Source organism: Micromonospora sp. M71_S20 (genome assembly GCF_003664255.1).
GTDB lineage: Bacteria > Actinomycetota > Actinomycetes > Mycobacteriales > Micromonosporaceae > Micromonospora.
This window is the reverse complement of the sequence record NZ_RCCV01000004.1, coordinates 101,705-128,161: the sequence shown is the minus strand read 5'-3', so window position 1 is coordinate 128,161 and position 26,457 is coordinate 101,705. Positions and strand designations below refer to the sequence as shown.

Below are 26,457 nucleotides of genomic sequence, written 5' to 3'. Positions count from 1 at the left end.
CACCAACACCACCCGCCGCGCCCCACACTCCGCCACCAAATGCCGCGCGAACACCCCACCCAACGCACCCGACGCACCCGTCACCACCACCGTCCCCAAAGGATCAACCCGCAACCCACCACCACCCACCACACCCGACAACCGCGCCAACCGGGGCACGAGGACCCGGCCGCCGTGCAGGGCGAGCTGCGGTTCGCCGGTGGCCAGGGCCGCGGCGAGCCGGTCGGCGACGCCGTCGCGGTCGGCGGCCACGAGGACGAACCGGTCCGGGTGCTCCGCCTGGGCCGACCGGAGCAGCCCCCAGACGGCCGCAACCGGCAGGTCGGTCGGCTCGGTCAGCTCCTCGACGGTGGCCGGCGCATCCGGGTCGGCCGAGCCCGTGGTCAGCACCACCAGGCGCGCGTCGCGGAGGCGCTCGTCGGCGACCCAGCGGCGGACCACGTCGAGCACCGCCAGCAGCCGGTCGGTCACCGCGCCCGGGCCCGCGCCGGGGGCGCAGGGCAGCACCACGATCTCCGGCGTCACGTCGGCCGCCGCGTCGAGGTCGGGCACCGTCGGCACGCCCAGCCCCAGGTCGTCGTCGCCCAGCACGACCCAGGCGCCAACCGGGGTCGCCGCGTCGACCGGCCGGGGCGTCCACTGCACCCGGAACAGCGAGTCGCCGACGACGTCCCGGTGGGAGCGCACCTGGTCGGCCGACACGGGCCGCAGGACCAGCGACCCCACCCGGGCCACCGCCGCGCCCGTGCCGTCGGCGACCACGATCGACACCGCGTCCGCGCCGGAGGGGGTCAGCCGGACCCGCAGGGTCTGCGCGCCGCGGCCGGTCAGCGTCACGTCCGACCAGGAGAAAGGCAGCCGTCCCGGGCCGGGGTGGGCCATGCCGAGCGCGTGCAGGGCAGCGTCGAGCAGGGCCGGGTGCAGGCCGAACCGCCCGGCGGCCGACGGCGTCGGGTCGGGCAGGGCGATCTCGGCGTACACGTCGTCGCCCCGCCGCCAGGCCGCGCGCACCCCCTGGAACACCGGTCCGTACTCGAATCCGGCCGCGGCGAACCGCGCGTACTGGCCGTCGAGGCGCACCGGCTCCGCGTCCGCCGGCGGCCAGTTGGTCAGGCCGGGCAGGGCGGCGTCGGTGGCCTCGGCGAGCTCACCGGTGGCGTGCCGGACCCAGGGTTCGCCGGCCGCCGCGCCGTCCGGGCGGGAGTGCACGGACAGGGCGCGACGCCCGTCGGCGTCGGCCGTCCGCACGTGCACCTGGAGCGCGACGGCGCCCTGGTCGGGCAGCACGAGCGGGGCGTGCAGCGTCAGCTCCGCGACCCGGCCGCAGCCGACCGCCGCGCCCGCGTGGGCGGCCAGGTCGAGCAGGGCCGTGCCGGGCAGCAGGACCGCGCCGTGCACCCGGTGCTGGCCGAGCCAGTCGTGCTCGGCCGCGGACAGCCGCGCGGTGAGGAGCAGGCCGTCGCCGTCGGCCAGGGCGACGGCCGCGCCGAGCAGCGGGTGCTCGGCGGGGCCGAGGCCCAGGCCGGCGGGGTCGTCGGGCCGCGCGGGCGGGGCGTCGGGCCAGTAGCGGGTGCGCTGGAAGGCGTACGTGGGCAGGTCGACGCGGCGCGGCCGGCCGCCGGCGAGGACGGCGGCCCAGTCGACCGGTCGGCCGCGCAGGTGCACGGCGGCGACGGCGGTGAGCGCCGTCACCGGCTCGGGGCGGTCCTTGCGCAGGACGGGCACGACCAGGTGCCCACCGGTGAGGCAGTCAGCGGCGAGGGTGCTCAGCGCGCTGTCCGGGCCGATCTCGACGAAGGCGGTCGTCCCGGCGTCGGCGAGCGCGCGCACGGCGTCGGCGAAGCGCACGGTGTCGCTGATGTTGCGCAGCCAGTGTCGCGGGGCGCGGACCTCGTCGGCGGTCAGCACGGCACCGGTCACGGTAGACATGATCGGGATCGTCGGGGCGTCGAACGTGACGTCGGTGAGCAGCTCGGCGAAGGGCTCCAGCATCGGGTCCATCCGGGCCGAGTGGAACGCGTGCGACACCCGCAGCCGGGTGGTCCGGCGGCCCAGCCCGGCGAAGTGGGCGACGACCCGGGCCACCGCGTCGTCCGCGCCGGAGACGACGACCGAGTCCGGGCCGTTCACGGCGGCGACGCTCACCCCGTCGGAGAGGCACGCGCGCACCTCGTCCTCGGTGGCGCGGACGGCGACCATTGCGCCACCCTCGGGCAACGCCTGCATCAGCCGGCCCCGGGCCGCGACCAGCGCCGCGGCGTCCGCCAGGGACAGCGCCCCGGCGACGTGCGCGGCGACCAGTTCACCCACCGAGTGACCGGCCACGGCGTCGGGCCGTACCCCCCAGGATTCGAGCAGCCGGAACAGCGCGACCTCGACGGCGAACAGCGCGGGCTGCGCGTAGCCGGTGCGGTCGAGCAGGTCCGCAGGTCCGTCGACCAGCTCGGCGACGGGGCGGTCGAGGTGCCGGTCGAGTGCGGCGCAGGCGTCGGCGAACGCGGCGGCGAAGGCCGGATGGGCGGCGGCCAGCTCGCGGCCCATGCCCACCCGCTGCGCGCCCTGGCCGGTGAACAGGAAGGCCAGCCTGCCCTGGTCGACCACCCCGGTGAGCGGAGAGTCGCCGCGGATCAACGCGTCCAGGTCGGCGGCGAGCTGCGCGTGGGTGCCGCCGACCAGCGCGGCGCGGTGCGGGAAGGCGGCCCGGGTGGTCGCCAGCGACCAGGCGACGTCCACGGGCCGGGCCGCGCCGTCGCGCAGCGCGGACCGCAGGCCGACGGCCTGGGCGCGGAGGCCGTCGGGCGTCGGCGCGGAGAGCAGCCACGGCACCGCGACCGGGTCGGGGCCGGCCGCCGGTGGCGGGGTCTCGGCGGGCGGCTGCTCCAGGACGACGTGGGCGTTGGTACCGCTGAAGCCGAAGGACGACACGCCCGTGCGGCGGGGGCGACCGGTCGCCGGCCACGGCACCTGTTCGGTGAGCAGCTCCACCGCGCCCGCCGTCCAGTCCACGTGCGGGCTCGGCGCGTCCAGGTGCAGGGTCCGGGGCAGCACCCCGTGCCGCATCGCCATCACCATCTTGATCACACCCGCGACACCCGCCGCCGCCTGCGTGTGCCCGATGTTCGACTTCACCGACCCCAACCACAACGGCCGGTCCGCCGGCCGACCCTGCCCATACGTCGCCAACAACGCCTGCGCCTCGATCGGATCACCCAACGTCGTACCCGTACCGTGCGCCTCCACCGCGTCCACCTCGCCGGCAGACAACCCCGCATTGGCCAACGCCTGCCGGATCACCCGCTGCTGCGACGGACCGTTCGGGGCGGTGAGCCCGGCGGACGCGCCGTCGGAGTTGACGGCGCTGCCGCGGACCACCGCGAGGACCCGGTGCCCGTGGCGGCGGGCGTCGGAGAGCCTCTCGACCAGCAGCACGCCGACGCCCTCGGCCCAGCCCGTGCCGTCCGCCGCCGCCGCGAACGGCTTGCACCGACCGTCCGGGGACAGGCCCCGCTGCCGGCTGAACTCGGTGAACGCCGCGGGCGTCGCCATGACGGTGACGCCGCCAGCCAGCGCCAACTCGCACTCCCCCGAGCGCAGCGACTGCGCCGCCAGGTGCAACGCCACCAGCGACGACGAGCACGCCGTGTCCACCGTCACCGCCGGCCCCTCGAAGCCGAACGTGTAGGCCACCCGGCCGGAGATCACACTGCCGGAGTTTCCGGTGCCGCGGTACCCCTCGGCGCCACCCGTCACGTCGTCGAGGCGGGAGACGTAGTCGTGGTACATGACGCCGGTGAAGACCCCGGTCCGGCTCCCCCGCACAACACCCGGATCGATACCCGCCCGCTCGAACGCCTCCCACGCCGTCTCCAACAACAACCGCTGCTGCGGATCCATCGCGAGCGCCTCACGCGGCGAGATACCGAAGAACTCCGCGTCGAACTCCGCCGCGTCGTACAGGAACCCACCCTCACGCGCGTACGACTTCCCCACCGCATCCGGATCCGGATCGAACAACCCCTCCACATCCCACCCACGATCGGCCGGGAACACCGACACCCCATCCCCACCCGACTCCACCAACCGCCACAGGTCCTCCGGACCCCGCACCCCACCCGGAAACCGACACGCCATCCCCACGATCGCCACCGGCTCGTCCGACGCCACCGCACTGACCGCGGCCACCGGCACGGCGTCGTCGAGGCCGAACAGGCGGTCGAGGTGCTCGGCGACGCTGTCGGCGCTCGGGTGGTCGAAGATCAGGGTGGCGGGCAGCCGCAGGCCGGTGGCCGCGGTGAGGCGGTTGCGCAGCTCGACCGCCGTCAGCGAGTCGAAGCCCAGCTCGCCGAACGGCTTGTCGGCCGCCACGGCGGCCGGGCCCGAGTGGCCGAGCACCACCGCGACCTCGGCCCGCACCAGGTCCCGCAGCGCGCCGGCGCGGTCGGCACCGGAGAGTCCGGCGAGCAGGCGGGCCGTCTCGGTAGGGGTGACGCCGGTGGCGGTCGCGGGCTCCCGTACCAGGCCGCGCAGCACCGTGGGGACCGTCCCGGCGGCCCGCACCGCGGCAGGGTCCACCCGTAGAGGCGTCAGCACCGCCTCGTCGACGCCGAGCGCGGCGTCGAACAGGGCCAGCCCGTCGGCGATGGACAGTGGGGGGAAACCGGAGCGGGCGGCGCGGGCCTGCTCGGCCTCGCCGGCCATGCCCGCCGTCCACGGGCCCCAGGCCAGCGCGGTCGCCGGCAACCCCAACCGCCGACGCCACCGCACCAACGCCTCCAACCCCGCATTCGCCGCCGCATAACCCCCCTGCCCCGCACCCCCCAACACACCCGCCGCCGACGAGAACACCACAAAAAACGACAATCCCAACCCCACCGTCAACTCATGCAACAACCACCCCCCATCCACCTTCGGCCGCACCACCGCCGCCACCCGCTCCCCCGACAACGACGCCACCACACCGTCGTCCAACACCCCCGCCGCATGCACCACACCCACCAACGGACGCCCCACCGGCACCCGCCCCAACACCCCCACCAACCCCACCCGATCCGCCACATCACACGCCTCGAACACCACCTCCGCACCCCACGCCGACAACTCCGCCGCCAACTCCACCGCACCCGCCGCAGCCGCCCCCCGACGACTCACCAACACCACCCGCCGCGCCCCACACTCCGCCACCAAATGCCGCGCGAACACCCCACCCAACGCACCCGACGCACCCGTCACCACCACCGTCCCCAAAGGATCAACCCGCAACCCACCACCACCCACCACACCCGACAACCGCGCCAACCGGGGCACGGTCAGGTTGCCGTCGCGGACCCGCACCTGCGGTTCGCCCGTGGCGACGGCGGCGGCGACGCCGGCCGGGGAGTCGGTGTCGACGAGGACGAACCGGTCCGGGTGCTCCGCCTGGGCCGACCGGAGCAGGCCCCAGACGGCCGCGCCGGCGACGTCGTCGCCGTCGTCGCCGACGGCCGCGCGGGTGACCACAACCAGGCGGGAGTTCCGCAGGCGTTCGTCGGCCAGCCAGCCCTGGACGGTGGCGAGAACCGACCGCAGGGCCGCGTGGGTGGCGGCCACCCTGTCGTCGCCGGCGGGCGAGCAGGTCAGCACCGCCACGTCCGGGACCGTCCCGTCGACGGCGTCGAGGTCGGCGTGGACCGGCAGGCCGAGGCCGAGGTCGTCGGCGCGGAGCGCGACCCAGTGCTGCCGGGGGTCCGGCGTCGGGCTGGCCCGGTGCGGCTGCCAGGTGAGCCGCAGCAGCGACTCGCCCGCCACGGCTCCGGCGGGGCGGAGCTGCTCGGGCGAGACCGGTCGCAGGGTCAGCGAGCGGACCACCGCCACCGGCCGGTTGTCGGCGTCGGTGGCCGCCAGCGCGACCGCGTCGGGGCCGATCGGGGTCAGCCGGACCCGCAGGGTCTCGGCGGCCGGGGTGAACAGCGACACGCCCGTGAAGGAAAACGGCAGCCGGGCCGGGCCGGGCAGCAGGGCCAGCGCGTGCAGGGCGGCGTCCAGCAGGGCCGGGTGCGTCAGGTAACCGCCGGCCGTGCGGCGCGGCTCGTCGGGGAGCGCCACCTCGGCGTACACCCCGTCGTCGGCCTGCCAGGCGGCGCGCAATCCGCGGAACGACGGCCCGTAGGCGAACCCGGCGTCGGCCATCCGGTCGTAGAGGCCGTCGGCGCGCGCGGCGACCGCCTCGCGCGGCGGCCAGTGCGGCAGGTCGGGCGGCGGCGTCGAGTCGCCGGTGAGGGTCCCCTCGGCGTGCCGGGTCCAGGGCTCGTCCGTGCCCGCCCGCCGGGCATGCACCCGCACGGCGCGCGTGCCGTCGTCGCCGGCTGGGTCGACGGCGACCTGCACGTCGACCGCGCCGTCCGGGGGCAGCGTCAGCGGCGTCGCCAGGGTCATCTCGGCGATCCCGGGGCAGCCCGTCTCGACGCCCGCGCGGGCGAGCAGCTCGACGAAAGCCGTGCCGGGGACCACGACGGTGCCGTGCACGGCGTGGTCGGCGAGCCAGGGCTGGGTGGCCAGGGCGAGGCGACCGGTCAGCGTCACAGCGTCCCCGCCCGCCGGCCGGAACACCGCGCCGAGCAGCGGATGGCCGGTGACGCCGAAGCCAGCGGCGGACACGTCGACGCCGTGCCCCGGCGGCGCGTCCAGCCAGTAGCGCCGGTGCTGGAACGGGTAGGTGGGCAGGTCCACGTGTCCGGCCGGCGCGGCGGCGAACAGCGCCCCGAGGTCCACGGGGACGCCCCGGGTGTGCAGGCCCGCCAGGGCGGTCAGCGCGGTGCCGGGCTCGTCGTGCCCGCCCCGCAGGACCGGACAGAACAGCGCCTCGTCGAGGATCTCCCCCGCCAGCCCGCAGAGCACGCCGTCCGGGCCGATCTCCACGAACGCGGACGTGCCCAGATCGCGCACCGCCCGTACCGCGTCGGCGAAACGCACCGTTTCCCGCACGTTGCGCACCCAGTGCTCCGGGCCGGCCGGCTGCGCCGCGTCGAGCAGGCCGCCGGTCACCGTCGACACCACGGGCACCGCCGGCGCGGCGACGGACACCGTCCGCGCCACCTCCGCGAACGGCGTCAGCATCGGCTCCATCAGCGCCGAGTGGAACGCGTGCGACACCCGCAGCCGCTTCGCCCGACGCCCCCGCTGCACACACCACCGCTCGGCCGCGTCGACCGCCTCCCGCCCACCGGAGAGCACCACCGACCGTGGGCCGTTCACCGCCGCGACGTCGACCCCGCACGCGTCCACCAGCTCCGCGACCTCGGCCTCGTCGGCCTCGACCGCCACCATCGCCCCGTCGCCCGGCAACGCCGCCATCAACGCGCCCCGCGCCACCACCAGCCGCACGGCGTCGCCCAGCGACAACATTCCCGCCAGGTGCGCCGCCACCAGCTCGCCCACCGAGTGCCCCACCAGCACGTCGGGAACCACCCCCCACGACTCCAGCAGCCGGAACACCGCCACCTCGACCGCGAACAGCGCCACCTGCGCGTGGTCCGTGCGGTCCAGGTCCTCCTGCTCGCCGCCGAAGACCAGCTCCCGCAGCGGCCGGTCCCGGTGCCGGTCCGCCTCCGCGCACACCTCGTCGAACGCCGCCGCGAACGCCGGGAACGCCGCGTACAGCTCCCGGCCCATCCCCACCCGCTGCGCGCCCTGGCCGGTGCACAGCACCGCCACCCGCGCGCCCGTGGCCTCCCCCTGCACCACGCCCGGTGCCTGCGCGCCGCGGGCCAGCGCGTCGAGGCCGGCGAGCAGGTCCTCCCGGCCGGCGACGACGACGGCCCGGTGGTCGAACGCCACCCGCTCGGCGACCAGCGCGCGCCCGACGGCGACCGGGTCGTGCCCGGGGTGCGTGCGCAGGTGCGCGTGCAGCGTGCGGGCCTGGTCGCGCAACGCGTCGGCCGACCGGGCCGACAGCGACCAGGGCAGCGCCGGGGGCGCGGCGACGGCAGGGGGCGGGGCCGCCGCCGGCACGGCCTCGATGATGGCGTGGGCGTTGGTGCCGCTGACCCCGAACGACGACACCCCGGCCCGGCGCGGGCGGTCGGCCCGGGGCCACGGGGTCGGCTCGGTGAGCAGCTCCACCGCGCCGGCCGACCAGTCCACATGCGGGCTGGGCGCGTCGACGTGCAAGGTGCGGGGCAGCACGCCGTGCCGCATCGCCATCACCATCTTGATCACCCCGGCGACGCCGGCCGCCGCCTGGGTGTGCCCGATGTTCGACTTCACCGAACCCAGCCACAGCGGCCGGTCCGCCGGCCGGTCCTGCCCGTACGTCGCCAGCAACGCCTGCGCCTCGATCGGATCGCCCAGCGTGGTGCCCGTGCCGTGCGCCTCCACCGCGTCCACCTCGGCGGCGGTCAGCCGCGCGTTGGCCAGGGCCTGCCGGATCACCCGCTGCTGCGACGGCCCGTTCGGGGCGGTCAACCCGTTCGACGCACCGTCCTGGTTCACCGCACTGCCCCGCACCACCGCGAGGACCTGGTGCCCGTTGCGGCGGGCGTCGGACAGCTTCTCCAGCAGCAGCAGGCCGACGCCCTCGCCCCAGCCCGTCCCGTCGGCCGCCGCCGCGAACGGCTTGCACCGCCCGTCGGCGGCCAACCCGCGCTGCCGGCTGAAGCCGACGAACGTGTCCGGGGTGGCCATCACGGTGACGCCGCCGGCCAGCGCCAGGTCGCACTCCCCCGACCGCAGCGACTGCGCCGCCAGGTGCAGCGCCACCAGCGACGACGAACACGCCGTGTCCACCGTCACCGCCGGCCCCTCGAAGCCGAACGTGTAGGCGATCCGGCCGGACGCGACGCTACCCGAGTTGCCGGTGCCGACGAACGCCTCGACCTCCGCCGGCACGGCCGGCAGCCGGGACGCGTAGTCGTGGTACATCACGCCCGCGAACACGCCCGTCCGGCTGCCGCGCAGCGAGTTCGGGTCGATCCCGGCCCGTTCCAGCGCCTCCCAGGTGGCCTCCAGCAGCAGCCGCTGCTGGGGGTCGGTGGCCACCGCCTCCCGGGGGGAGATGCCAAAGAAGTCAGCGTCGAATCCGGCGGCGTCGTAGAGGAAGCCGCCCTCGGCGCTGTACGTCTTCCCCGGCTGGTCCGGGTCAGGGTCGTACAGGTCGGGATCCCAGCCCCGGTCGGTGGGGAACGCGTCGATCGCGTCCACGCCCTCCTCGACGAGCCGCCACAGATCCTCCGGCGAGCGGACGCCACCGGGGTAGCGGCAGGCCATCGCCACGATCGCGACGGGCTCGTCCGCCGCAGCCGAGGTCGCCGACGTCACCGCGCGGGTCGGCGCGCCCGCCTCGTCGGGCTCGGCGGTCTCCGCGACGAGGTAATCGGTAAGCGCCAGCGGGGTGGGGTGGTCGAAGACGAGGGTGGCGGGCAGGCGCAGGCCGGTGACGACACCGAGCCGGTTGCGCAACTCGACTGCGGTCAGCGAGTCGAAGCCCAGGTCGGTGAACGGCCGGGCGGCGTCGACGCGGTCCGCGTCGGCGTGGCTCAGCACCGCCGCGATCTCGGCCCGGATCAGCCGGAGCACGGTGCTGTGCCGCTCGTCGCGGTCCAGGCCGGCCAGCCGGGCGGCCAGCGAGGAGGTGGCGGCGCGGGTGATCCGTCGGGGCGGAACACGCACCAGTCCGGCCAGCGGCGCGGGAAGATGTCCGGCCTCGGCCGCCGCCCGCAGCGCGTCGAGGTCGAAATCGACCGGCACCGCGACGGCGTGCCCGGCGGCGAGCGCGGCGTCGAACAGGGCGAGCCCGTGCGCCGGGGTCAGCGCGCGCGCCCCGGTGCGGGCGAGCCGGTCGCGGTCGGCCTGGTCCAGCTCGGCGGTCATGCCGCCGCCGGTCGACCACGGGCCCCAGGCCAGGGACAACGCGGGCAGCCCGGCCGCCCGCCGCCGCACGGCCAGGGCGTCCAGGTAGGCGTTCGCGGCGGCGTAGTTGGCCTGCCCGGCGCTGCCCAGCACACCGGCGGCGGAGGAGTAGGTGACGAACAGCGCGAGGTCGTGCCCGGCGGTCAGCTCGTGCAGGTGGACGGCGGCGTCGACCTTGGGCCGCAGCACCGCCCGCACCGCGTCGGGGGTCAGCGCGGTCACGACGCCGTCGGCGACGACGCCCGCCACGTGCACGACGCCGGTCAGCGGGTGGGCCGGGTCGATCCGGTCGAGCAGGTCGGCGAGCGCGGCGCGGTCGGCAGCGTCGCACGCCTCGACGGTGACGTGGGCGCCGAGGGCGGCGAGGTCGGCGACGAGGTCGGCCGGGGCCACGCCGCGCCGGCCGGTCAGCACCAGCCGGCGCGCCCCGTGTGCGGCGACGAGGTGCCGGGCCAGTAGGCCGCCCAGGTCGCCGGTGCCCCCGGTGATCAGGACGGTGCCGTCCGGGTCGAGGGTCGGCGGGGCCGCCGCCGGGTGGGCGGGGACGAGCCGGGGGACGCGGACCCGCCCGTCTCGGACGGCCGCCTCCGGCTCGCCGCTGGCCACGACGCCCGCCACCAGGCCCGCCGAGGCCGCGTCGTCGTCGACGTCGACCAGCACGAACCGGCCCGGGTGTTCCCGCTGCGCGGACCGCACCAGGCCCCTGACCGCCGCGCCGGCCGGGTCGGCGAGGTCGCCGTCCGGGCCGGCGGCGACCGCCCGGTGGGTACGCACCACCAGCCGCGCCCCGTCGGTCCGCTCGTCGGCCAGCCAGCGCCGCAGCACGGCGAGTACGGCGTCGGTCAGCTCGGCCACCTCGGCCGGCGTCGCCTCAGCACCGCGGACCGGGAGCACCAGGGCCGCGGGCAGCGCGCCGTCGGGCAGGACGGTCCCGGTCAGCTCCGGCAGGTCGCCGGGGATCGCCAGGACCGGCTTCTCGGGCCAGTCGAGCCGGAACAGCGCGCGCTCGCCGGGCGCGGCGGCAGCGACGGGGCGCAGCGCGAGCGCGGCCACGGAGGCCACCGGCGCGCCGGTGGCGTCGGTCACCAGGACCGCGACCGTGTCGACGCTGGTCGGGGTGAGCCGCACCCGCAGGCCGTCGGCGCCCCGCGCGTGCAGCGCCACGTCGGCGAAGGAGAAGGGCATCCGGCCCTGGTCGTCGCCGAGCACGCCGAGCCCGACCGCCTGCACGGCGGCGTCGAGCAGCGCCGGGTGCACGCCGAACCCGCCGGCCGCGGCGCGCACCGGCTCCGGCGGCGTCACCTCGGCGTAGACCTCGTCCCCGACCCGCCAGGCCGCGGCGAGGCCCTGGAAGGCCGGGCCGTAGGCGAAGCCGGCGCGGGCGGCCCGGTCGCGGAGGCCGTCGACGTCCAGCGGCGTCCCGCCGGGGGGCGGCCAGGCGGCGAGGGCGTCGGGCGCGGCGGGGGTCACGGGCGAGAGCGTGCCCGCCGCGTGCCGGGTCCACGGGCCGGCCTGGCGCGCGTACACCTCGACCGGTCGTCTCCCGTCCCCGCCGGGCGGCTCGACCGACACCTGCACGTCGACGGGGCCGTGTTCGGGCAGCACCAGGGGCGCGGTCAGGGTCAGCTCGTCGACGCCGCCGCAGTCGACGAGCTGGGCGGCGTGCAGCACGAGCTCAAGGAACGCGGTGCCCGGCAACAGGACCGCGCCGCGTAGGGCGTGGTCGGCCAGCCACGGATGGGTCTGGAGGGAGAGCCGCCCGGTGAGAGTCAGCCGGTCCTGACCGGCGGGCTGGAACGCGGCGTCGAGCAGCGGATGGCCGGCGGCGTCGAGGCCGGCGGCGGCCAGGTCCCGGGTCGGGGGCAGGGGGGTGAGCCAGTAGCGCTGGCGCTGGAACGGGTAGGTGGGCAGGTCCAGCGGCGCGCCGACACCGGTGAACAGGGCCGGCCAGTCGGCCGGCGCGCCGTGCGCGTGGGCCCGGGCCAGGGCGGTCAGCGCGCTGCCGGGCTCGTCGTGCCCGGCGCGCAGCACGGGGCAGAAGACCCCCTCGTCCGGGGCTTCCTGCGCCAGCCCGGAGAGCACCCCGTCGGGGCCGACCTCCACGAACACCGACGCGCCCAGGCCGCGCAGGGTCCGCACCGCGTCGGCGAAGCGGACCGTCCGGCGCACGTTGCGCACCCAGTACTCCGGCGTGGCGACCTCGGCGGCGTCGACCAGCTCACCGGTCGCCGTGGACACCCACGGCAGCGTCGGCGGCGCGAACGAGACCGACTCCAGCACCGCCGCGAACTCCGCCAGCATCGGCTCCATCAGCGCCGAGTGGAACGCGTGCGAGACGCGCAGCCGCTTCACCCGACGCCCGTGCTCCACGCCCCACCGCTCGGCGGCGGCGACCGCCTCCTCCGCGCCGGACAGCACCACCGACCGGGGGCCGTTCACGGCCGCCACGTCCGCCCCGGACGCGGCGGCGACCGCACCGATCTCCGCCTCCGACGCCTGCACCGCCAGCATCGCCCCGCCGGGGGGCAGCGCCGCCATCAGGGTGCCCCGCGCCGCGACCAGCCGGGCGGCGTCGGGCAGCGACAGGACGCCGACGACGTGCGCCGCCGCCAGCTCGCCCACGGAGTGCCCCAGCACCGCGTCGGGCGTCAGCCCCCACGACGCGAGCAGCCGGGCGACCGCCACCTCGATCGCGAACAGGGCCATCTGCGCGTGGTCCGTGCGGTCGAGGTCCGCCGGGGAGCCGTCGAACACCAGCTCCCGCAGCGGCCGGTCCCGGTACCGGTCCAGCTCCGCGCACACCTCGTCGAACGCCACCGCGAAGACCGGGAACGCCGCGTACAGGCCGCGGCCCATCCCCACCCGCTGCGCGCCCTGGCCGGTGCACAGCACTGCCACCCGCACGTCCGACGCCACGCCCCGCAGCACGCCGGCGGCGGGCTCGCCGTCGGCCAGCGCGGCCAGGCCACGGGTCAGCTCCGCGAGGTCCGCGCCGAGCACCACCGCGCGGTGGGTCAGCGCCGTCCGCCCGCGGACCAGGGCCGCCGCGATCGTCGCAGGCGTCGCGTCGGCCGCCGCCGCGTACGTCGACAGCCGCCGGGCCTGCTCGGCCAGCGCGTCGGCGTCGCGGGCGGAGAGCACCCACGGCAGCGGGGTGGGCCCGGTCACCCCGCTGCCGGTCGGGAGGTCCGGCGTCGCCTCGATGATGGCGTGGGCGTTGGTACCGCTCACCCCGAAAGCGGAGACCCCGGCCCGGCGGGGCCGATCGGCCTGCGGCCACGGCACGGGCTCGGTGAGCAGTTCGACCGCGCCGGCCGACCAGTCCACATGCGGGCTGGGCGCGTCCACGTGCAACGTGCGCGGCAGCACGCCGTGCCGCATCGCCATCACCATCTTGATCACGCCGGCCACCCCGGCCGCCGCCTGGGTGTGCCCGATGTTCGACTTCACCGAGCCGAGCAGCAGCGGCACGCCGTCGCCCCGGCCCTGCCCGTACGTCGCCAGCAACGCCTGCGCCTCGATCGGGTCGCCCAGCGTGGTGCCCGTGCCGTGCGCCTCCACCGCGTCCACCTCGGCGGCGGTCAGCCGCGCGTTGGCCAGGGCCTGCCGGATCACCCGCTGCTGCGACGGCCCGTTCGGGGCGGTCAACCCGTTCGACGCACCGTCCTGGTTCACCGCACTGCCCCGCACCACCGCGAGGACCTGGTGCCCGTTGCGGCGGGCGTCGGACAGCTTCTCCAGCAGCAGCAGGCCAACGCCCTCGCCCCAGCCCGTCCCGTCGGCCGCCGCCGCGAACGGCTTGCACCGCCCGTCGGCGGCCAACCCGCGCTGCCGGCTGAACTCCACGAACGCGCCCGGGGTGGCCATCACGGTGACGCCGCCGGCCAGCGCCAGGTCGCACTCCCCCGACCGCAGCGACTGCGCCGCCAGGTGCAGCGCCACCAGCGACGACGAACACGCCGTGTCCACCGTCACCGCCGGCCCCTCGAAGCCGAACGTGTAGGCGATCCGGCCGGAGACGACGGCGGTGGAGCTGCCGGCGAGCAGGTGCCCCTCGACGGCGGCGGTCGCGTCCTGCAACCGGCCGCCGTAGCCCTGTCCGGTCGCCCCGACGAACACGCCGGTCCGCCGGGCGGTCGGCCCGCCCGGCGCGATCCCGGCCCGCTCGAACGCTTCCCACGCGGTCTCCAGCAGCAGCCGCTGCTGCGGGTCCATGGCGAGGGCCTCGCGGGGCGAGATGCCGAAGAGGTCGGCGTCGAAGTCGCCGGCGGCGTCGAGGAACGCGCCATCGCGGGTGTAGCTGTGGCCGGACCGGTCCGGGTCCGGGTCGTACAGCGCGTCGACGTCCCATCCCCGGTCGGTGGGGAACGGGCCCACCGCGTCCGCGCCGTCGCGCACCACCCCCCAGAGGTCCTCCGGGCTCGCCACGCCGCCGGGATAGCGGCAGGCCATGGCCACGATGGCGATCGGCTCGTCGGACGGGCCGCCCGCCGCCGGGGTCGCCGCCGCCGGGGCGGCGTCCGCGCCGAGGAGCAGGGCCAGCAGGTGGTCCGCGAGCGCGGCGGGCGTCGGGTGGTCGAAGACGAGCGTCGCGGGCAGCACCAGTGCGGTGGCGTCGGCGAGCCGGTTGCGCAGCTCCACCGCGCTTAACGAGTCGAAGCCCAGCTCGCGGAAGGCCCGGTCCGGGCGTACCGGAGCGGGGTCGCGGTGGCCGAGCACGGCGGCGGCCCGGGTGCGCACCAGGTCGAGCAGCGTGTGGTGCCGTTCCCCCGGAGGCAGCGCGGCGAGCCGCTGCCGCATCGGCGAGTCCTCCGGTCCGGGCCCGGGGGCCGTCGCCGGCCGGCCCGCCTCGGGCAGGTCCGCAAGCAGCGGCCGGGGCCGGGCCAGGGTGTACGCCGGCAGGAACCGTTCCCAGTCGAGGTCGGCGACGGTGAACGTCGGCTCGTCGATGGCCAGCGCGGTGACCGCCACCGCGGGGTCCATGGCGCGAACACCGAGCCTGGCCAGCCAGTCGCCGGCCCGCTCATCGGAGACCATCCCACCGCCCGCCCAGGCGCCCCAGGCGATCGAGGTCGCGGGCCGGCCCTGGGCGCGGCGGCGCTCGGCCAGCGCGTCGAGGAACGCGTTCGCCGCCGCGTACCCGGCCTGGCCGGCGCTGCCCCAGACGGCTGCGCCGGAGGAGAACAGCACGAACGCGTCCAGGTCGGCCCCGGCGAGCAGCTCGTCGAGGGCCGCCGCGCCGGACGCCTTGGCGCGCAGGACCCCGGCGAGGTCGGCCGGGGTCAGGTCGGCGACGTCGGCGAAGGAGACCACGCCCGCCGCGTGCACGACGGCGCGCAGGGTGACGCCGTCCCGCGCGAGGTCGTCGAGGAGCGCGCCGAGCGCGTCCCGGTCCGCCACGTCGCATGAGGCGACGGTGACCCGCACGCCCGCGCCGGCGAGGTCGGCGACGAGGTCGTCGGCACCCGTCGTGCGGCGGCCGACCAGCACCAGGTGCTCGGCGCCGTGCGCGGCCAACCAGCGCGCCACGTGGCCGCCCAGCGCGCCGAGGCCACCGGTGACGAGGACCGCGCCCCGGGGCCGCCAGCCCGCGCCGGCCGGCGCGGGGGCGTGCGCGAGCCGGCGGGCGAACACCCCGCTCGCCCGGACCGCCACCTCCTCCTCGGCGCGGCCGGCGAGTACCCCGGCTAGCCGGGCGGCGCACCGGTCGTCGACGTGCTCCGGCAGGTCGACGAGGCCGCCCCAGCCGGCGGGGCGTTCCAGCCCGACGACGCGGCCGAGTCCCCAGACGGTGGCCTGGGCAGGCCGCAGGACCGGGTCGGCCCGGCCGGTGGAGACCGCGCCCCGGGTGAGGCACCACAGCGGCGCGGCGACGCCGGCCGCGTCGAGGGCCCGGACCAGCGCGACGGTGGCGGCGAGGCCGCCGGGCACGTCCGGGTCGGCGGGGTGCGGGTCGTCGCGGAGGCCCACGAGGGAGAGCACGCCCACGGCGTCGGGGTGCTCCCGCAGCCGGTCGGTCAGGTCCGGGCCGTCGGCGAGGACCTGCACCCGCGCGCCGTACGCGGCGAGCGCGGCACCGATCCGCCCGGCCAGCGGCTCGTCGGCGGCGGCGACCAGCAGCCAGTCGCCGGACAGGGCGGGCGGTCGGTCGGCGTCGACGGGCCGCCAGCGGACCGTGTAGCGCCACGAGTCCAGCGCCGACCGCGCCCGCCTGCGCCCGTGCCAGGCGGCGAGCACCGGCAGCGCGGGGGCCAGCGCACTGCGGTCCTCGTCGCCGTCGGCGAGCGCCGGCAGGTCGCCCCGCTCGACGGCGGACCAGAACTCAGCGTCGTCGTGGCCGGTGGGGACGAGCTCCGGCTCGGGCCAGAACCGCTGGTGCTGGAACGGGTACGTGGGCAGGTCCACCCGGCCGGCGTGGTCGGGGAAAAGGCGGGCGAAGCTGACGTCCTGGCCGGCGGCGTACACCTCGGCCAGGGCTGCGAGGAACCGGCGCGGGCCGCCGTCGTGTCGGCGCAGCGTGCCGACCACGGCCGCGTCCGCGACGGTGTCGGCGATGCCGGGAATGAGCACGGGATGCGGGCTGACCTCGATGAACAGCCCGTGGCCCTGCTCGGCCAGGGCCCGGATGGCCGGCTCGAACTCGACGGTGTGCCGCAGGTTGCGGTACCAGTAGTCGGCGTCCAGCGTCGTGGGGCCGGTCACCGTGGAGCGGATCGGCACCTCGGCGGGCAGCGGCGCGACGCCGGACAGGTCCCGCAGCAGCCGGTCGGCGATGACGGCCACCTGCGCCGAGTGGGACGCGTAGTCCACGTCGACGCGCCGGGCCCGCACCCCGTCGCGGCCGCAGGCGGCGAGCAGTTCGTCCAGCGCGGCGGGCGCACCGGACACGACCACGGCGCGCGGCCCGTTCACCGCCGCCACCGAGAGCTGGTCGCCCCAGCCGGCGAGCAGGTTCCGCACGTCGGCCACCGGCAGCGCCACCGAAGCCATCCCACCGGCGCCGGAGAGCGCGGTCAGCGCCCGGCTGCGCAGCGCGACGACCTTCGCCCCGTCCGCCAGGGACAGTGCCCCCGCCACAGTGGCGGCGGCGATCTCGCCTTGCGAGTGGCCGACGACCGCGGCGGGTTCGACGCCGTGCGCGCGCCAGAGGGCGGCCAGCGACACCATGACCGCCCACAGCGCGGGCTGCACCACATCGACCCTGGCCAGGGCGTAGGGATCGGCCAGGACGTCGCGCAGCGTCCAGTCCACGTGCGGGCGCAGGGCCGCCGCGCACTCGGCCATCCGCTCGGCGAACACCGGGTGGTCCAGCAGCTCCGTGGCCATGCCGGCCCACTGCGCCCCCTGGCCGGGAAAGACGAACACGACGCCGCGGCGGGTCGCCGGGGCGGCGGTCACCACCCCGGGGGCCTCCTCGCCCGCCGCCAGGGCCCGCAGCCCGCCGGCCAGCTCCGCCCGCCCGGCGCCGAGCACGACCGCCCGGTACGCGAACGACGACCGGGTGGTCGCCAGCGACCAGCCCACGTCGACCGGCCGGGCGGCGTCAACGACGGCCGACAGCCGGGCGGCCTGCTCCCGCAGCGCGGTCGCGGACTTCGCGGAGAGCACCCACGGCACCAGCCCGTCCGCGTCCGGTTCGGCGGGCGGCTGCTCGACCGGGTCGCCCTCGGTCAGCACCACGTGCGCGTTCGTGCCGCTGACGCCGAAGGCGGAGACGCCGGCGCGGCGCGGCCGGCGGCCCCTCGGCCACCGCACGGGGTCGGTCAGCAGCGACACCGTGCCCGCCGTCCAGTCCACGTGCGTCGACGGCTCGTCCACGTGTAGGGTCGCCGGCAGCAGCTCGTGCCGCATCGCCATGACCATCTTGATCACACCGGCGACGCCCGCCGCCGCCTGGGTGTGCCCGAGGTTCGACTTCACCGAGCCCAGCCACAGCGGCCGGTCCCGGTCCTGCCCGTACGTCGCCAGCAACGCCTGGGCCTCGATTGGGTCGCCCAGGGTGGTGCCGGTGCCGTGCGCCTCGACGGCGTCGACGTCAATGGTGGCGAGGCCGGCCTGCGCCAGCGCCTGCCGGATCACCCGACGCTGGGCCGGTCCGCTCGGCGCGGTCAGGCCGTTGGAGGCGCCGTCGGAGTTTACCGCGCTGCCGGAGACCACCGCGAGCACCGGGTGTCCGTTGCGTCGCGCGTCGGAGAGCCGCTCCAGCACCAGCATGCCGACACCCTCGGCGAACGCGGTGCCGTCCGCGGCGTCCGCGAACGGCTTGCACCGGCCGTCGGCGGCCAGCCCCCGCTGCCGGCTGAACTCGACGAACAGCCCGGGGGTGGCCATCACGGTGACGCCGCCGGCCAACGCCAGCTCGCACTCGCCGGCCCGCAGGGCCTGCGCCGCCAGGTGCAGCGCCACCAGCGACGACGAGCAGGCGGTGTCCACGGTGACCGCCGGGCCCTCCAGGCCCAGCGCGTACGCGATCCGGCCGGACGCCACGCTCGGCGTGCTGCCGGTGAGCAGGTGCCCCTCCAGCTCGCCCAGCCCGCCGCGCAGTTGCGGGCCGTAGTCCTGGTAGGACTTGCCCAGGAAGACGCCGTGCCGGCCGCCCCGCAGCGAGCCGGGATCGATGCCCGCCCGCTCGACCGCCTCCCAGGCCGCCTCCAGGGCGAACCGCTGCTGCGGGTCCATCGCCAGCGCCTCGCGCGGGGCGATGCCGAAGAACTCGGCGTCGAATCCCGCCACGTCGTCGAGGAAGCCGCCGTCGCGGACGTAGCAGGTGCCCAGCCGGTCCGGGTCCGGGTCGTAGAGGGCGGCCAGGTGCCAGCCCCGGTCACCGGGGAACGGCGAGATCGCGTCGCGCCCCTCGGCGACCAGTTCCCAGAGCCGCTCCGGGTCGGTCACCCCACCGGGGTAACGGCAGCTCATCCCGACGATGACGACGGGGTCGTCGGCGGCGGTCGCGGCGAACCCGTCGGTGACCGTCTCGGCGGCTGCGCCGGTCAGCTCCGCGTCCAGCAGCCGAGCGAGGTCGGCGACGGTCGGATGGTCGAAGATCACGGTGGACGCTAGGCGGAGCCCGGTCGCCACGCCGAGCCGGTTGCGCAGCTCCACCCCGGACACCGAGTCGAAGCCGAGTTCGCGCAGGGCCCGGTGCTCGTCGACCGCGTCCGCCGACGAGTAGCCCAGGACGACGGCGACCTGCGTGCGGACGAGGTCGGACAGGAGACGGTTCCGCTCGGCGGCGGGCCGGCCGGCCAGCCGGGCGGCGATCGGCGCGCCGGCCGCGGCGGACGGGTCCGCCGAGGAGCGAGCGGCGGCCAGCCGGTCGACCTCCGGCACGCCGCGCAGCAGCGCGCTGGGCCGGGCGGCGGTGAAGGCGAGGTAGAACCGTTCCCACCGGATGTCGGCCACGGTCAGCGCCGTCTCGTCGGCGTCGAGGGCCCGCTTGAGCGCGGTCAGCGCTAGCGCCGGGTCCATCTCGGGGACGCCGTGCCGGTCGAGCAGGTCGCTGACGGCGCCCTCGGCCATGCCGCCACCCGCCCAGGCGCCCCAGTCGACCGCGGTGGCCGGCAGCCCGTCAACGCGCCGCCGCCGGGCGAGCGCCTCCAGGTAGGCGTTGCCGGGCGCGTAGTTGCCCTGGCCCGGGATGCCGAAAGTGGACGACAGCGAGGAGAAGAGCACGAACGCGGACAGGTCGAGGTGGCGGGTCAGGTCGTCGAGGTGCCGGGCCGAGTCGGCCTTGGCGCGCAGCGCCTGGCCGGCCTGGGCGCAGGTGAGCGACTCGACGATGCCGTCGTCGAGCACGGCGGCGGTGTGGAACACCGCGGTCAGCGGGTGCTCGGCGGGCAGCTCGGCCAGCAGGCGGGTGAGCGCGGCGCGGTCGGAGACGTCGCACGCGGCGACCGTGACCCGGGTGCCCAGCGCCTCCAGCTCGGCCCGCAGGTCCGCCGCGCCGGGCGCGGCCGAGCCGCGCCGGCTGGCCAGCACCACGTGCTCGGCGCCGCAGCGGGCGAGCCACCGGCCGACCTGGCCGCCCAGGGCCCCGGTGCCGCCGGTGACCAGGACGCTGCCCCGGGGCTTCCAGTCCCGCACGGCCCGGGCGGGCGGGGCGTGGCGCAACCGCCGGGCGTGGACGCCGCCGGGGCGCACCGCCACCTGGTCCTCGCCGTCGAGCCCGTTGAGCACCGCGACCAGCCGGGTCACCGTACGCCGGTCGACGGTGGCCGGCAGGTCGACCAGCCCGCCCCAGCGCTCGGGGTGTTCCAGCGCGACAACCCGGCCCAGCCCCCAGGTCAACGCCTGGCCGGGCGCGGTGAGCGGCTCGCGGTCGTCGACCTGGACCGCGCCCCGGGTGAGGCACCACAGCGGCGCGTCGATCCCCGCCCGGCCGAGCGCCTGCACCGCCGCCAGGGTCGCGGCGTGGCCGGCCGGCACGGACGGGTGGTCGGGGTGGGGTCGCTCGTCGAGGGAGAGCAGCGACAGCACGCCCGCGACGCTCCGGCCCGCGACGACGGTCGCGAGGCGCCCGGGGTCCGCCGGATCGAGGTCCACGGGCAGCAGTTCGCCGCCGTGCCCGGCCAGCGACCGGACCAGCTCCGCGTCGGCGTCGGCGCCGAGCACCAGCCAGGTGCCGGTCAGGGTGGCCACTGACGGCGCGGGGACCGGCTGCCACTCGATCGCGTACCGCCACGCGTCGGCGTCGTCCCGGTGCGCTGGCGGCTCCGGCGCGGCCCGCCGCTCCACGTTGGTGAGCCAGTACGGCTCACGCTGGAACGGGTAGGTCGGCAGGTCGACCGACCGGCCGTGGGGCAGCACGGCGGCCCAGTCGACGGGCAGCCCGTGCGCGTACGCCTGGCACAGCGCGGTGCGGAACGCCGCCGGGCCGTCCTCGTCGCGGCGCAGGGTGCCGACGACCACGGCCTCGACGGCCCGGTCCTGGATGCCGGCGGTCAGCACCGGATGCGGGCTGACCTCGACGAAGAACCGGTGTCCCCGGTCGGCGAGCAGGCCGACGGCACGGTCGAACTCCACGACCTGGCGCAGGTTGCGATACCAGTAGTCTCCGTCGAGGGTGGCGGAACCCACCAGCTCACCGGTCACCGTCGACACCATCGGCACCCGCGGCGGGCGCGGCGACAGGTCGGCCAGGGCGGCGGCGAGGTCGGCCCGGACCTGCTCGACGTGCGGGCTGTGCGAGGCGTAGTCGACCGGGACCCGCCGGACCCGGTCGCCGGCGGCCTCGCGGGCTGCCAGCCACCCGTCGAGGGCAGCGAGGTCACCGGACACCACCACCGAGGCCGGGCCGTTGACCGCTGCGACGACGAGGCCGGGCCAGTCGCGCAGGCCCCGCCGGACCTGCTCCACCGGCTGGGCGACGGAGGCCATGCCGCCGTGGCCGGAAAGCGCGACGAGCGCCCGGCTGCGCAGCGCCACCACCCGGGCCGCGTCGGCGAGCGGCAGTGCGCCGGCCACGCAGGCCGCGGCGATCTCGCCCTGGCTGTGCCCGACCACGGCGGCGGGGCGTACGCCGGCGGACTCCCACACCGAGGCCAGCGACACCATCACCGCGAACAGGGCGGGCTGCACGACGTCGACCCGCTCCAGGCCGGGCGCGTCGCCCCGGATCACGTCCCACAGCGACCAGTCGACGTGCGGGGCGAGCGCGTCGGCGCACTCGGCCATCCGGCGGGCGAAGACCGCCGACCGTTCGGCGAGGTCGGCCGCCATGCCGAGCCACTGCGAGCCCTGCCCGGGGAAGACGAACACGGCCTCGCCCTCGGCGGCGACGCCCCGCAGCAGCCCGGCCGCGTCCTCGCCGGCGGCCAGCGCCGCCAGGGCGCGCGCGGAGTCCGCCGGGTCGGCGGCGAGCACGACCGCGCGGCGGTCGAAGGCCTTCCGGCCGGTGGCGAGCGTATACGCCACGTCCGCGGGGACCAGGTCCGGGCGGGCGGCGAGGTGGGCGCGCAGCCGGCCGGCCTGCTCGCGCAGGGCGGCGTCGGTGTGCGCGGAGAGCACCCACGGCACCGGGGTCGCGCCGGGCTCGCCGGCCGGTTCCGGTTCCGGGTCGCCCTGCTCCAGGATCAGGTGGGCGTTGGTGCCGCTGATGCCGAAGGACGACACGGCCGCCCGGCGGGGCCCGTCCGCCGGCCAGCCGCGCTCCTCGGTCAGCAGCGACACCGCGCCCGCCGCCCAGTCGACGTGCGGCGACGGCCGGTCCGCGTGCAGGGTGCGCGGCAGCCGCCCGGCGCGCATCGCCAGCACCATCTTGATGACGCCGGCCACGCCGGCGGCGGCCTGGGTGTGGCCGATGTTGGACTTCACCGAGCCGAGCCACAGCGGCCGGGCCCGGTCGCGCCCGTACGTGGCGATCAGGGCCTGCGCCTCGATCGGGTCGCCCAGCACGGTGCCGGTGCCGTGCGCCTCGACCGCGTCGACGTCGGCCGGCGCGAGACCGGCGGTGGCGAGGGCCTGGCGGATCACCCGCTGCTGGGCGGGGCCGTTCGGCGCGGTCAGCCCGTTCGACGCGCCGTCGGAGTTGACCGCGCTGCCCCGTACCACGGCCAGCACCCGATGACCGTTGCGACGGGCGTCAGAGAGCCGTTCCAGCAGCAGCAGGCCGGCGCCCTCGCCGAGGCTGAACCCGTCGGCCTCGGCGGAGAACGGCTTGCAGCGCCCGTCGGCGGCGAGCGCACGCTTCTGGCTGAACTCGACGAAGATGCCGGGGCTGGCCATCACGGTCACCCCTCCCGCGAGGGCGAGCTGACACTCGCCGGAGCGCAGCGCGCGTACCGCGAGGTGCAGGGCGACCAGCGACGACGAGCACGCGGTGTCGACGGTGATCGCCGGCCCCTCCAGGCCCAGCGTGTACGCCACCCGGCCGGAGGCGACGCTGCCGGTGGTGCCGGTCAGCAGGTAGCCCCCGACCTCCTCCGGCGCCTCGTCCAGGCGGGGTCCGTAGTCCTGGGTCAGCATGCCGACGTAGACGCCGGTGCGGCTGCCGCGCAGGGCCGCGGGCGAAATGCCGGCCCGTTCCAGGGTCTCCCAGGACAGCTCCAGCAAGAGCCGCTGCTGCGGGTCCATCGCCAGCGCCTCCCGGGGGGCGATGCCGAAGAAGCCCGGGTCGAATCGGCCCGCGTCGTGCAGGAAGCCCCCGGCGCGCTGGTAGAAACGGCCGGGCGTGCCCGGTTGCGGGTGGTACCGGCCGGCTACGTCCCAGCCGCGGTCGGTCGGGAACGCGGAGACCGCCTCGCCGCCGGCGGCGACCAGATCCCACAGCTCCTCCGGGGTCTGCACCCCGCCGGGGAACCGGCAGGCCATGGCGACGATGGCGATCGGGTCCCCCGCGTCCGCGGGGTTCTCCCCGTCGGCGGCGGCCCGGCCGGCCGTGCCGTCGAGTTCGGCCGCCAGCAGCGCGGCCACTGCGGCCGGGTTCGGGTGGTCGAAGGCGACGGTCGTCGGCAGCGACACCGCGGTCTCGACGACCAGGCGGTTGCGCAGCTCCACCGCCATCTGCGAGTCGATGCCCAGTTCCAGGAAGGTCGCGTCGGCGGGCGTCCGGTCGAGGTCGGCGCGCCCGAGCACGCCGGCCGTGACGTCCCGGACCAGGCGGAGCAGCCGCCGGTCGCGGTCGACGGGCGGCAGCTGCGCGAGCAGCCGCGCCACGACCGGTTGCCCGGCCTGCGGCGGCCGGGCGCGGACCAGGTCGAACCGGCCCGGGTCGAGCCCACGGACCGACGCGCGTTCCCCGGCGTCCAGCGCCTGTTCGAGCGCGGCGACCCGGGAATCGGGCGCGACGGAGACGACCGTGACGCGCCGGCCGTGGGCGGGGGCGACCGCGTCGAGGTACGCGTACAGCACAGCCGCCACCGCCTGGGTGGGCCCGCCCGCCGCGCCCGGCGGGGCCACGATGATCAGCTCGGCGGCGTCGGGCCCGTCGAGGAGGTCCCGCGCGGCCCGGAGCGGCCCGGCGAGGTCGGGGCGCTCGGGCGACAGCAGGTCCAACTCCGGCGCGGTCACGACGGCCAGCACGGCGTCGGCCGGTTCCCCGGCCGCCTCCGGGGTGAGCAGCCGGGCGGCGCCCCGCGAGCGCAGCCACCCGGCGATCACGGCATCGGGCTCGCCGACGCACCGGACCGTGGCGGGCGCCCGCCACCCGTCGGCCGGCGGGGACGGCACGGGCGCCCAGTCGGCGACGGACACGCCCGCCGCGCGGACAGCGAACTCGCCGCCGTCCGGTCGCGGCCCGGCGAGGACGGCGGTCAGCCGGGTCACCGTCTCCTCGTCCAGCGGGTCGGGCAGGTCGATCACGCCGCCCCAGTGGGCGGCGGCGTCGAAGGCGGCGGCGCGACCCAGCCCGACGAGCGTCGCCCCCGCCGGGTCGGCGGCCACCCGGGTCAGGCACCACAGCGGCGCCGGGAGGGCGGCGACGGCCATCGCGCGCAGCAGGTCCACGGTGGCGTCCAGGCCGCCGTCGCCGGCCTCGGCCAGCCCGAACAGGCCGAGCACGCCCCGCACGGGCGCGAAGTCGATGTCGGGCAGCCCGTCGACCGCGTGCACCACCCGCGCGCCGTGCGCCGCGAGGCCACGGCCGAGCGCCCCGGCCAGGTCCGCGTCGAGACCGGCGGGACGTACGACGAGCCAGGTACCCAGCGGCTCGCGCGGCGCGGTGACGGGCCAGTCGCGCCAGTCCCGGCGGTACCCGCCATCGTCGGTCGCCGCCGCCGACACCGGCCGTGGCCGGCGCTGGAACGGGTAGGGCGGCAGGTCCACCGGGTGGGCGGCCGGGAAGTGGGCCGCCCAGTCCACTTCGACCCCGTGCACAGCGGCCTCCGCGACGGCGGTAAGAAACTGGCGCAGGCCGCCCTGGCCCCGGCGCAGCGTGCCCACCGTAACCGCCGTGTCGTCCACCGTCTCCTGGATCGGGGCGGTCAGCACCGGATGCGGGCCGACCTCGACGAAGAACCGCGTTCCCGCCTGGGCGAGCGCCCGCACCACGGGTTCGAGGTGCACCGGCTGACGCAGGTTGCGGCACCAGTACGTGGCGTCCATCGGGACGGTCAGCTCTGCGGCGGTGACGGTGGAGTAGATGGGGACCGCCGGGGTCCGGGAGGTGACACACGCGAGCGCCTCGGCGAGCCGGCCGACCAGGGTGTCAGTATGCGGAGAGTGCGCGGCGAGGCCCACCGGCAGCAGCCGCGCCCGGACGTCGCGGGCGGCGAGTTCGGCCAGCAGTTCGGCCACCGCGTCGGCGTCACCGGACACCACGGTCTGCCGGGGGCCGTTGACGGCCGCCACCCAGATCCGGCCCGACCAGCGGGTCAGCAGCCCGGTCACCTCGTCCAGCGGCAGCAGGACCGAGGCCATGTCGCCGAGCCCGGTCAGTTCGAGCTGAAGCTTGCTCCAGGTCGCCACCACGCGTGCGCCGTCGGCAAGCGAGAGCACGCCCGCCACGCACGCGGCGGCCACCTCACCAAGACTGTGCCCGACGACCGCGGCGGGGCGGACGCCGTACGCGCGCCAGAGCGCGGCGAGCGAGACCATCACCGCCCACAGCACCGGCTGTACCACGTCGACCCGGTCCAGGCTCGGCGCGCCCGGCAGGTTGCGCAGGACGTCAGTCAGCGACCAGTCCACGAACGGCGCGAGGGCCTCGGCGCACTCGGCGATCCGGGCGGCGTACACCGGCGACGAGTCGAGCAGCTCGCTGGTCATCCCGGCCCACTGCGGGCCCTGTCCAGGGAAGACGAGGACGACATCCCCGGCCGGGGCGGCGGTGCCCCGCACGACCTCCGGCGCGACGCCACCGGCGGCCAGCAGCTCCAGCGGGCCCACGGCGTCGGCGTCGTCGATGAGCAGCACCGCCCGGTGCGGGAGCGCGCTGCGCACGGTCGCCAGGGACCGACCGAGGTCGGCGACGGCGACGCTGTCGGCGAGCCGGGCGCGGATCTGGCGGGCCTGTTCCCGCACCGCATCCTCGTCCGCGCCCGCAACGGGCAGGAGCACCAGCCGCGCGCCGGCGACCGGTCCCGCGTCGTTGGGCGAACCGGGGCCGGGGATGCCGGCGGCGGGCCCGGAACCGCCCGCCGGAGTCTCGGCGGTTACCGCGGCGCCGTTGAGCACCTGGTGCACCCGGTCGCCTGCGGCGAGCGCGGCGGGCAGCGGCTTCACCACCAGGAACCCGGCGTCCGCGCCGTCGGCCCAGCCGACTAGGGCGAGACCGCCGGCGTCGGCAGCCGGCCCGTGCGGCCACGCCTGCGCCATGGCCGCCATCGACGCGGCCGGGGCGATCCGGACCCGGGCCGGGGCAACCCGTGAGCCGGTGGCGTTGGCCAGGGCGGTACGGAACAGCAGCCGGCCCGGCCCGTCCCAGGTGGCGCCGACGTGCACGCTCACGGCGCCGAGTTGGTCCGGTCCCAGGCGCGCGTCCTCCAGCGCCGTCCAGGCGAGTTCGAGCATCAGCCGCTGCTCGGCCAGCAGGCGGGCGGCCTGGGGCGCGGACAGTCCGAAGAACCCGTCGTCGAAGGACCGCCCCAGCGCGGCGTACCGGTCGGCGAGCGCCGCCGGGTCCACCGTCCGGTGGGGCAT

Annotated in this window: 1 protein-coding gene (running past one end of the window); it reads right to left on the bottom strand. The window is 77.1% G+C overall.

Annotation, left to right across the window (positions count from 1 at the left end):
- Positions 1 to 26,457, bottom strand: partial view of a type I polyketide synthase gene (locus DER29_RS35710; protein WP_233600248.1) — the 5' portion only. Its footprint begins 6,324 nt before the window's first position; the window shows 26,457 of its 32,781 coding nt (coding positions 1-26,457); it begins with the start codon at positions 26,455 to 26,457; the stop codon falls past the left edge of the window.